General features: G+C 67.4%; 8 protein-coding genes and 1 pseudogene. 6 read left to right on the top strand and 3 right to left on the bottom strand.

Annotated features, from left to right (window positions below):
• Positions 1-101, top strand: a pseudogene (locus JJB11_RS26180) (IS110 family transposase); the annotation flags it as partial.
• A 27-nt stretch (positions 102-128) separates the two neighbouring features.
• On the opposite strand, the gene JJB11_RS20990 reads toward JJB11_RS26180, so the two are convergent.
• On the bottom strand, positions 129-1,550 hold the full coding sequence (locus JJB11_RS20990) for a mannose-1-phosphate guanylyltransferase/mannose-6-phosphate isomerase (RefSeq protein ID WP_201176122.1): 1,422 nt from the start codon (positions 1,548-1,550) through the stop codon (positions 129-131).
• Between the two features lie 116 nt (positions 1,551-1,666).
• On the opposite strand from JJB11_RS20990, the gene JJB11_RS20985 reads away from it, so the two are divergent.
• The 5 genes from JJB11_RS20985 (at position 1,667) to ntrC (ending at position 7,522) form a co-directional block, all read left to right on the top strand.
• Positions 1,667-2,479: a competence/damage-inducible protein A gene (locus tag JJB11_RS20985; protein WP_201176120.1), complete on the top strand. Its 813-nt coding sequence runs from the start codon at positions 1,667-1,669 to the stop codon at positions 2,477-2,479.
• 206 nt (positions 2,480-2,685) lie between these two features.
• Positions 2,686-4,107 (top strand): type I glutamate--ammonia ligase, encoded by a 1,422-nt coding sequence (glnA, locus tag JJB11_RS20980; protein ID WP_201176118.1) that lies wholly within the window; start codon positions 2,686-2,688, stop codon positions 4,105-4,107.
• A 157-nt stretch (positions 4,108-4,264) separates the two neighbouring features.
• Positions 4,265-4,777, top strand: coding sequence for a hypothetical protein (locus JJB11_RS20975; protein WP_201176109.1), 513 nt, complete (start codon positions 4,265-4,267; stop codon positions 4,775-4,777).
• Between the two features lie 4 nt (positions 4,778-4,781).
• Complete coding sequence (gene glnL / locus JJB11_RS20970) at positions 4,782-5,849, top strand: nitrogen regulation protein NR(II) (protein WP_201964995.1); 1,068 nt, start codon at positions 4,782-4,784, stop codon at positions 5,847-5,849.
• A 38-nt stretch (positions 5,850-5,887) separates the two neighbouring features.
• Positions 5,888-7,522 carry a nitrogen regulation protein NR(I) gene (ntrC, locus tag JJB11_RS20965; RefSeq protein ID WP_201176107.1) on the top strand — a complete coding sequence of 545 codons (1,635 nt, stop codon included), beginning with the start codon at positions 5,888-5,890 and terminating at the stop codon, positions 7,520-7,522.
• Positions 7,523-7,669: 147 nt separating this feature from the next.
• On the opposite strand, the gene glxR is transcribed toward ntrC, so the two are convergent.
• Positions 7,670-8,575: a 2-hydroxy-3-oxopropionate reductase gene (gene glxR, locus JJB11_RS20960; protein ID WP_201176104.1), complete on the bottom strand. Its 906-nt coding sequence runs from the start codon at positions 8,573-8,575 to the stop codon at positions 7,670-7,672.
• A 5-nt stretch (positions 8,576-8,580) separates the two neighbouring features.
• Positions 8,581-10,371, bottom strand: a complete 1,791-nt coding sequence (gene gcl, locus JJB11_RS20955; RefSeq protein WP_201176102.1) for a glyoxylate carboligase — start codon at positions 10,369-10,371, stop codon at positions 8,581-8,583.
• Positions 10,372-10,403 lie beyond the last annotated feature (32 nt).

Here is a 10,403-nt window from a genome sequence, read left to right as displayed (position 1 = left end):
AGAAGCTCGTTCTCGGAGCTCTGATGCGCAAGCTGGTGGCGATCGCCTACGGAGTGTTGAAATCCGGACTTCCATTCAATCCGGCACTCCACTCCGCTTGACGGAGAACACAGTATCTACAGGTGCATTCAGCTCCTGCCGTAGCTGTCGTCCAGCCGGACGATGTCGTCCTCGCCCAGATAAGCCCCCGACTGCACCTCGATCATCTCCAGCTCCATCTTCCCGGGGTTGTGCAGCCGGTGCACTTCGCCGATGGGGATGTAAGTGGACTGGTTTTCGCTCAGGAGGAAGGTCTCGGCGCCGCGCGTGACTTCGGCGGTGCCGCGCACGACCACCCAGTGCTCAGCGCGGTGATGGTGCTTCTGCAGGCTGAGCGAGGCGCCGGGCTTCACGCCGATGCGCTTCACCTGGAAGCGCTCGCCGGCGTCGACGCTGTCGTACCAGCCCCAGGGCCGCACCACCTTGCGGTGCAAGGCGGCCTGCGTCGCGTTGCCTTGCTCCAGCATCGCGACCACGTCCTTCACCTGTTCGGCGGCGTCGCGCTGCGCGACCAGCACGGCGTCGGGCGTGTCGATGATCAGCAGGTCGTGCGTGCCCAGCGCCACCACCGGCCGGTGCGGCGCGTGGATGAAGGTGTTGCGCGCGTTGCGCGTCCAGCCCTGGCCCTGCACGCGGTTGTCCTGCGCGTCGGCGGGGGCGAGGTCGGCGACTGCGTTCCAGCTGCCCACGTCGCTCCACTGGCCGCGGAAGGGGATCACGGCCACGAACGCATGCCGCTCCATCACGGCGTAGTCGATGCTCTGCGAGCGGCACGCTTCGAAGGCCGCCCGGTCGGGACGCACGAAGGTCACGCCCGGCGCGGCCTTGCCGGGCTGCTCGGACTTCGCCGCAGCCATCGCTGCACGGCACGAGGCGAGGATGTCGGGGGCGTGCTCGCCCAGCGCTTCGAGGAGGAAGCGCGCCTGCGCCAGGAAGATGCCGGCGTTCCAGAGCGCGTCGCCTTGCAGCAGCAGTTGCTGCGCCCGCGCAGCCTCCGGCTTCTCGATGAATTGCGCAACCTGCAGGCTGCCGTCGGGGCGCAGCTCGCCTTGGCGGATGTAGCCGTAGGCGGTGCTCGGGAAACTGGGCACCACGCCGAAGGTGACGATCATGCCGTTGGCTGCGGCAGTGAGGCCTTCGCGCATCGTGCGCTGGAAGGCGGCCGCGTCCGGAATGTGGTGGTCGGCAGGGCAGAAGAGGAGGAAATCCTCGGGCTTGGCCTGCAGGGCGGCCAAGGCCATGGCGGCCGCGGTGTTACGCGCGACCGGCTCCAGCACGATGGTGCCTTCGCGCTTCGCTCGCTGGAGCATGTCCGCCACCAGGAAGCGATGGTCGTCGGCCGCAACGCAGACGACACGCTCGCCCAGGGCGCCGACCCGCTCCAGGGTCAACTGCAACAGGCTCTTGTCCCCGATCAGGGGGACGAACTGCTTCGGGAAGCTCTTCCGGCTGAGGGGCCAGAGGCGCGTGCCCGAGCCGCCACACAGGATGACGGGGGTGATCGAGTTCATCTGCCCATGGTAACTGGGTGCAAGCGCATCACAGAGGAGGATTGCGCGGCCGGCCCCCGGGCGTGGAAAAATGCGGAGGGACCGCTTTTTGCATTCGCGGCAACCATACACACCACATGACCACCACCCGCCCTGACTTCGGCCTCATCATCGTCGGCGACGAGATCCTCTCCGGCAAGCGCGCCGACAAGCACCTGCCCAAGCTGATCGAGCTGCTCTCCGCCCGCGGGCTGCAACTCGGATGGTCCGAGTACGTCGGCGACAAGCCTGAGCGGATCACCGAGACGCTCAAGCGCGCCTTCGCCTCGGGGGACATCGTGTTCTCCTGCGGCGGCATCGGCGCCACGCCGGACGACCACACGCGCCAGTGCGCGGCCAGGGCGCTGGGCGTGCCCCTTGAGCTGCATCCGGAGGCGGAGGCGCTGATCCGCGAGCGCATGCAGGACACGGCGCGTGAGCAGGGGATCCCCTACGAGCCGGACCGCTCCGACAACATCCATCGCCTGAACATGGGCGTGTTCCCGCAGGGCGCGACCATCATCCGCAATCCGTACAACAAGATCCCGGGCTTCACCGTGGGCACGGTGCACTTCGTGCCCGGCTTTCCCGTGATGGCGTGGCCCATGATGGAGAACGTGCTGGACGAGCGCTACGCGCACCTGTTCTCCAAGGGCGCCTATGTCGAGAAGTCGGTGATCGTGTTCGGGTCCATGGAGGCCACGCTCACGCCGCTGATGGAGCAGGTGGAGCGCGAGCATCCCACCGTGAAGGTGTTCAGCCTGCCCAGCGTGGACCACCCCACCTATGGCCGCCACATCGACCTGGGGGTGAAGGGCGCGCCCGAACACGTGGACCCGGCCTACCGGACCTTACTGGATGGCCTTGCTGTCCTGAAGGCCCGGCTTGGCCCCGAATTGGTGCGAAACTGAGCCGCACCGGAGCAGTGCGCGGCCCTTTTTGCACCGCGGCGGTGCGCTGCTGAGCTTTTTTCGCAGGGCTGTAGCGGGGAACCGGCCTCAGATCGGGGAGAATCGCGCCGCTGCGCGCCGTGCTGCATGCACCAGCTTTGGCACAGAACCTGCATCCCCGCCAGCCACCCATTCATTCACAACCAACCATCCCCAGGAGAAACCTGATGGCAGCAGCCAAGAGCGTCGCGGACGTCATGAAGATGGTGAAGGACAACGAAGTCAAGTTCGTCGACTTCCGCTTCACCGACACCCGCGGCAAGGAGCAGCACGTGACGGTGCCGGTGTCCCACTTCGACGAGGACAAGTTCAGCGGCGGTCACGCCTTCGACGGCTCCTCGATCGCCGGCTGGAAGGGCATCGAAGCATCCGACATGCTGCTGATGCCCGACCCGGCGACGGCCAACATCGACCCGTTCTTCGAAGAGACCACGCTGATCCTCAGCTGCGACGTGCTCGAACCGGGTGACGGCAAGGCGTACGACCGCGACCCGCGCTCGATCGCCAAGCGCGCCGAGGCCTACCTCAAGGCGTCGGGCCTGGGCGACACCGCCTTCTTCGGCCCCGAGCCCGAGTTCTTCATCTTCGACGACGTGCGCTGGAGCGCCGGCCCCGAAGGCTCCTTCGTCGAGATCGACGAGTACGAGGCGCCCTGGAACACCAACAAGAAGATCGAAGGCGGCAACAAGGGCCACCGTCCCACCACCAAGGGCGGCTACTTCCCCGTGCCCCCGGTCGACAGCACGCAGGACATGCGCGCCGAGATGTCCCTGATCCTCGAGTCGCTGGGCATCCCGGTCGAAGTGTTCCACCACGAAGTGGCGGGCGCCGGCCAGAACGAGATCGGCACCCGCTTCAGCACCCTGGTGCAGCGCGCCGACTGGACCATCCTGCTGAAGTACGTCGTGCACAACGTGGCCAACGCCTACGGCAAGACGGCGACCTTCATGCCCAAGCCCATCGTGGGCGACAACGGCTCGGGCATGCACGTGCACCAGTCCGTGTGGAAGGACGGCAAGAACCTGTTCGCCGGCGAAGGCTATGCCGGCCTGAGCGAGTTCGCGCTGTACTACATCGGCGGCATCATCAAGCACGCCCGCGCGCTGAACGCCATCACCAACCCCGGCACCAACAGCTACAAGCGCCTGGTGCCCGGCTTTGAGGCCCCGGTGAAGCTGGCGTACTCCGCCCGCAACCGCTCGGCGTCCATCCGCATCCCGTACGTGGCGAACCCGAAGGGCCGCCGCATCGAGGTGCGCTTCCCGGATCCCACCTGCAACCCGTACCTGGGCTTCGCCGCCATGCTGATGGCGGGCCTGGACGGCGTGGAGAACAAGATCCACCCGGGCGAGGCAGCGACCAAGGACCTGTACCACCTCCCGCCGGAAGAGGACGCGAAGATCCCGACCGTGTGCCACAGCCTGGACCAGGCGCTGGAGTACCTGGACAACGACCGGGCCTTCCTGACCAAGGGCGGCGTGTTCACGGACACCATGATCGACGCGTACATCGAGCTGAAGATGCAGGAAGTCCAGCGCTTCCGCATGACGACGCACCCGATCGAGTTCGACATGTACTACTCGCTGTAAGGCGGGGCGCGGCTGTAATTCATCACGGCCGGGCGATAAAAAGGGGCGACAGATGTCGCCCCTTTTCTTTTTTGAATCAATACCTTAATTGGCAATCTGAAGAGATTGGGTCATACTCGAACTCGACCTGAGCACCCCGGTGCCGGAGATTGCATCCATGAAGATTCGCCACGTCCTGATTCCTTTTGCATTACTCGCCGCCTGCGGGCTCGCGTCGGCCCAGACGCAGATCTGGCGCTGCGGCAACACCTATACCAACGACAAGGCCGAGGCCGCCGCAAAGGGCTGCAAGCTGGTCGAGGGCGGTAACGTGACGGTGGTGCAGGGGACCAAGGCCTATGGCAGCAAGGGCGTCAACGTCGTGACGGCCCCGCAGGCGTCGGCTCCGCGCGTGGACGGCAACGAGCAGCGCGCGCGCGACGCGGAAGCCCGTTCCATCCTGGAAGCCGAGCTCAAGAAGGCGCAGGCGCGCCGAGAGGAACTGGCCAGGGAATACAACAACGGCCAGCCCGAGAAGCAGGGCGCCGAGGGCAAGAACTACCAGAAGTACCTCGACCGCGTGGCTGAAATGAAGGCCGCGCTCGAGCGCACGGACCAGGACATCGCCGGGCTGCAGCGCGAACTGGCGCGCACGTCAGGCAACGGCACGGCCAACTCGGCTGGAAAATGAGGGCTTGAACAAGCCTTCCTCGCCGTCCCAGCGCTTCCATTCCTTCGACCTGCTGGCCACGCTCGTGGCCGTCGTGCGGGGCGATGGCACCGTCCTGTTCGCCAACTCCGCGCTCGAGGACGCCGTGGGCTCCTCGCGCCGCACCATCGAGGGCGCGAGCTTCCTCAACTTCTTCACCGAGCCGCTGGTGCTGCGCACCGCACTGGATGGCGCGCGCATCAATGAGTACGCGGCGCTGCGCTACGACGCGCGCCTGGTGCGGCAACAGGCCGACCCCATGCCCGTGCACGTGGTGCTCGCGCAGACCGACGCGCCCGACGAGTTCGTCATCGAGCTGCTGCCGCTGGAAGCGCAGGCCCGGCAGGACCGCGAGGAGCGCCTGATCGACCAGGCGCAGGCCAACAAGGAGTTGATCCGCAACCTCGCGCACGAGATCAAGAACCCGCTGGGCGGCATCCGCGGGGCGGCGCAGCTGCTGGAGATGGAGATCGATCCGGCGCTGAAGGAATACACGCGCGTGGTGATCCACGAGGCCGACCGCCTGCAGACGCTGGTCGATCGCCTGCTGGCGCCGCACCGCCGGCCGCACGTGGTGGGCGACGTGAACATCCACGAGGTGTGCGAGCGCGTGCGCTCGCTGATCCTCGCGGAGTTTCCCAAGGGGCTGAAGGTCGTGCGCGATTACGACACCTCGATCCCCGAGTTCCGGGGCGATCGCGAGCAGCTGATCCAGGCGGTGCTGAACATCGCGCACAACGCCTGCCAGGCGCTCGCGGATCGCATCGCGGCGGGCGATGCGCAGCTCACCTTCAGGACGCGCATCGGCCGGCAGGTCACTTTCGGCAAGCAGCGCTATCGACTGGCACTGGAATTGCATGTCATCGACAACGGGCCCGGCGTGCCGGACTCGATCAAGGACCGCATCTTCTTCCCGCTGGTGTCGGGGCGGGAAGGCGGGTCCGGCCTGGGGCTGACGCTGGCGCAAACCTTCGTGCAGCAGCACCATGGCCTGATCGAGTGCGACAGCGTGCCGGGGCGGACGGATTTCAAGATCCTGATCCCGCTGCCCTGAGGGATACGAGAACATTGCATTGAGGTGACAGGAAGCACATGAAGCCGATCTGGATCGTTGACGATGACCAATCCATCCGCTTCGTGCTCGAGAAAGCACTGATGCGCGAGGACCTGCCGACGCGCAGCTTCACCAACGGGCGCGACATGCTCACCGCGCTCGACGCGGCGAACGACGAGGACGGCCCGCAGATCCTGGTGAGCGACATCCGCATGCCCGGCGGCTCGGGGCTGGACCTGCTCACCAAGGTGAAGGAAAAGCATCCGGGGCTGCCCGTCATCATCATGACGGCCTTCTCGGACCTCGATTCCGCGGTGTCGGCCTTCCAGGGCGGCGCCTTCGAATACCTGCCCAAGCCCTTCGACCTGCCCAAGGCGGTGGAACTCATTCGCCGCGCGGTGGAAGAGAGCCAGCGCGAGGAGGTGGCGGAAGAGCGCATGGCCGCCGCGCCCGAGATGCTGGGGCAGGCGCCGGCGATGCAGGACGTGTTCCGCGCGATCGGGCGGCTGTCGCAATCGAACGTGACGGTGATGATCACGGGCGAGTCGGGCTCGGGCAAGGAGCTGGTCGCGCGCGCGCTGCACAAGCACTCGCCGCGCGCGAACGGTCCCTTCGTCGCGATCAACACGGCGGCGATCCCGAAGGACCTGCTGGAGTCCGAGCTGTTCGGCCACGAGCGCGGCGCCTTCACCGGCGCGCAGACCATGCGGCGCGGGCGCTTCGAGCAGGCCGAAGGCGGCACGCTGTTCCTCGACGAGATCGGCGACATGCCCTTCGACCTGCAGACGCGCCTGCTGCGCGTGCTGTCGGACGGCCACTTCTATCGCGTGGGCGGGCACAACGCGATCAAGGCCAACGTGCGCGTGATCGCGGCGACGCACCAGGACCTGGAGCAGCGGGTGAAGGAGGGCAACTTCCGCGAAGACCTGTTCCATCGACTGAACGTGATCCGCCTGCGGCTGCCGGCGCTGCGCGAGCGGCGCGAGGACATCCCGATGCTCGCCCGCCACTTCCTGCAGCAAAGCGCGAAGCAGCTGGGCGTAGAGCCCAAGCGCATCTCCGACGCGGCGATCGAGCGGCTCATGACGTTCCCCTTCCCGGGCAACGTGCGGCAGCTGGAGAACATCTGCCACTGGCTCACGGTGATGGCGCCGGCGCAGCTGATCGAGCCCAAGGACCTGCCGCCGGAGATCGGGGCATCGAATGCTGCCAGTGGTGCGAGCGACGCGGCTGCGGGCGTGGGCGCGAGCGCGGCTGCGGGTAGTGCACCGGGTGCCGGAACGGGGCTTGCGGCGGGTGCGGACAGTGCGCAGCTTGCGGCTGCGGGCAGTGCACCCGGCGCGAGTGCGATCGGTGCGCACGCTGCAGGTGGCAACGGCGCGCAGCCTGCGGGTGCAGCCGGTGTGCCGGCGTTTGGCGACAGCGCGCGGGCTGCAGCGCCTGCGGTGTCCGCGTCGGGCGGAGGCTGGGAGTCGGCGCTGGAAGCGGAGGCGCTGCAGTTGCTGGCCACCGGTCATCACGACGTGTGGGAACAGCTCACGAAGCGCTTCGAATCCAGGCTGATCCTCACCGCCCTGCAAAACACCCGCGGTCGCCGCATCGAAGCCGCGCAGAAACTGGGCATCGGCCGCAACACCATCACCCGCAAGATCCAGGAACTGGGCCTGGAGTAGGTCTGGTTTTCTCCCTCCCCCTCTGGGGGAGGGCAGGGGGTGGGGGCAGCGCGACGCTGGCGTGCGACGGCCGCCTCTCGCCTGACGCGCAGCGCCCCCATCCCAACCTTCCCCCAGAGGGGGAAGGAGCAATACCTGGCGCGCGCCTCAATCCCGCGGCGACGCCACCTCGAAATCCGCCAGCCGCTCCAGCGCCTTCAGCATCCCAGAGTGGTCCCAGCCCTTGCCGCCTTGCGCGGCGCAGGCGTTGAACAGCTCCTGCGCCATCGCGGTGTTCGGCAACGACACGCCGAGGGCGCGCGCGCTCGCCAGCGCCAGGTTCAGGTCCTTCTGGTGCAGCTCGATCCGGAAGCCCGGCTCGAAGGTTCTCTTCACCATGCGCTCTCCGTGCACCTCCAGCACACGACTCGACGCGAAGCCGCCCATCAGCGCCTGCCGCACGCGTGCCGGGTCCGCGCCCGCTTTCGCGGCGAACACCAGCGCCTCGGCCACCGCTTCGATGTTCAGCGCCACGATGATCTGGTTCGCCACTTTCGCGGTCTGGCCGTCGCCATTGCCGCCGACGAGCGTGATGTTCTTGCCCAGGCGCTCGAACACCGGCTTCACCCGCTCGAACACCGCGGGCTCGCCGCCCACCATGATGCTCAGCGTCGCGTTCTTCGCGCCCACTTCACCGCCCGACACGGGCGCGTCCAGGTAGTCGCAACGCAGATCGCGGATCTTCTGCGCGAAGGTCTTGGTCGCGATCGGCGAAATGGAGCTCATGTCCACCACCACCTTGCCCGCACCCAGCCCGTGCGCCACGCCGCTTTCGCCGAACAGCACCGCCTCGACGTCCGGCGTGTCCGGCAGCATGAGGATGACCATGTCGGAGCGGCGCGCCACGTCGGCCGCGCTGGAGCAGCGCACCGCGGACGACTCGGCGATCGCGCCCGGCACGCGGCTGCGCGTGTGGAAGTTCAGCGGATAGCCCGCCTTGACCAGGTTGGCGGCCATCGGGCCGCCCATGATGCCCAGGCCGATGAAGCCGATCGCAGGAAGTTGGTCGGCCATCGTGCTCACTCCAGCAAGGCTGCGACGGAGGTCGGCGCATCGGCGATGGACGCCGCCGTTTCCTCGAACTCGACGATCTTGTCGATCTCGGTCCCCATCGCGATGTTGGTCACCCGCTCGAGGATCACCTCGACCACCACGGGCACCTGCAGCTCCTTCATCCACACCTCGGCCTGCGCCAGGGCCGGTGCGAGTTCGCTCGGCTGGTGCACGCGGATCGCCTTGCAGCCCAGGCCTTCCACCACCTTCACGTGGTCGACGCCGTAGCCGCGCTCGGGCCCGGCGGCCTCGGGCATGTTGATGTTCTCGAACGCCAGCTGCACGCAGTAGTCCATGTCGAAGCCGCGCTGCGCCTGGCGGATCAGGCCCAGGTACGCGTTGTTCACCACGACGTGCAGGTAGGGCAGCTTGAACTGCGCACCGACCGCCAGCTCCTCGATCATGAACTGGAAGTCGTAGTCGCCCGACAGCGCCACGATGCGGCGCGTCGGGTCCGCCGCGCGCACGCCCAGCGCCGCAGGCACGGTCCACCCGAGCGGGCCCGCCTGCCCGCAGTTGATCCAGTCGCGCGGCCGGAACACGTGCAGGAACTGCGCGCCCGCGATCTGCGACAGCCCGATCGTGCTGACGTAGGTGGTGTCGCGGCCGAACACCTCGTTCATGCCCTGGTACACGCGCTGTGGCTTCATCGGCACGGCGTCGAAGTTGGTCTTGCGCAGCAGCGTGCCCTTGCGTTCGGTGCACTCGGCCACCCACTCGCTGCGGTCCTGCAGCCGGCCCGATGCCTTCAGCTCGCGCGCCACCTCGACGAACAGCTGCAGCGCCGCCTTCGCGTCCGACACGATGCCGTAGTCGGGCGCGAACACGCGGCCGATCTGCGTGGGCTCGATGTCCACGTGCACGAACTTGCGGCCCTTGGTGTAGACCTCGACCGAGCCCGTGTGCCGGTTGGCCCAGCGGTTGCCGATGCCCAGGACGAAGTCGCTGGCCAGCATCGTGGCGTTGCCATAGCGGTGGCTGGTCTGCAGGCCGCACATGCCTGCCATCAGCGGGTGGTCGTCGGGGATGCAGCCCCAGGCCATCAACGTCGGGATCACCGGCACGCCGGTGAGCTCCGCAAATTCGACCAGCAGGTCGGTGGCATCCGCGTTGATGATGCCGCCGCCGGCAACGATCACCGGGCGCTCGGCTGCCTGCAGCATCGCGATCGCCTTCTCGGCCTGCGCACGCGTGGCGGCCGGCTTGTACAGGGGCAGCGGCGAATAGGTGTCGGGGTCGAACTCGATCTCCGCCATCTGCACGTCGATGGGCAGGTCGATCAGCACGGGGCCGGGGCGCCCGGAGCGCATCAGGTGGAAGGCCTGCTGGAACGCGCGCGGCACCTGCGCCGGCTCGCGCACGGTCACCGCCCACTTGGTCACCGGCTTCACGATGGACTCGATGTCCACAGCCTGGAAGTCTTCCTTGTACATGCGCGCCCGCGGCGCCTGCCCGGTGATGCACAGGATGGGGATGGAGTCGGCCTGCGCGGAGTAGAGGCCCGTCACCATGTCCGTGCCCGCAGGACCCGACGTGCCGATGCACACGCCGATGTTGCCGGGGGCCGCGCGCGTGTAGCCCTCCGCCATGTGCGAAGCGCCTTCGACGTGGCGCGCCAGAATGTGCGCGATCGAGCCTTGCTTGCGCATCGCCGCGTAGAACGGGTTGATCGCAGCGCCCGGAACGCCGAAAGCCTGCGTGACGCCTTCCTTCTCCAGCACCCAGACTGCGGCCTGTGCGGCTGTCATTTTCGCCATGGTGGACTCCTGTCGTTGATGTCACGACTGTA

Origin of the sequence: Ramlibacter ginsenosidimutans (assembly GCF_016654015.1) — a bacterium.
Classification (GTDB): domain Bacteria; phylum Pseudomonadota; class Gammaproteobacteria; order Burkholderiales; family Burkholderiaceae_C; genus Ramlibacter; species Ramlibacter ginsenosidimutans.
Note: the sequence above shows the minus strand (reverse complement) of the source record. Positions and strands in the feature narration are given on the sequence as shown.

What these genes read in the sequence shown, in the direction of transcription:
- JJB11_RS20990 (WP_201176122.1), bottom strand. Translation starts at nt 1,550, where the DNA reads ATGAACTCGATCACCCCCGTCATCCTGTGTGGCGGCTCGGGCACGCGC.
- JJB11_RS20985 (WP_201176120.1), top strand. Translation starts at nt 1,667, where the DNA reads ATGACCACCACCCGCCCTGACTTCGGCCTCATCATCGTCGGCGACGAG.
- glnA (WP_201176118.1), top strand. Translation starts at nt 2,686, where the DNA reads ATGGCAGCAGCCAAGAGCGTCGCGGACGTCATGAAGATGGTGAAGGAC.
- JJB11_RS20975 (WP_201176109.1), top strand. Translation starts at nt 4,265, where the DNA reads ATGAAGATTCGCCACGTCCTGATTCCTTTTGCATTACTCGCCGCCTGC.
- ntrC (WP_201176107.1), top strand. Translation starts at nt 5,888, where the DNA reads ATGAAGCCGATCTGGATCGTTGACGATGACCAATCCATCCGCTTCGTG.
- glxR (WP_201176104.1), bottom strand. Translation starts at nt 8,575, where the DNA reads ATGGCCGACCAACTTCCTGCGATCGGCTTCATCGGCCTGGGCATCATG.
- gcl (WP_201176102.1), bottom strand. Translation starts at nt 10,371, where the DNA reads ATGGCGAAAATGACAGCCGCACAGGCCGCAGTCTGGGTGCTGGAGAAG.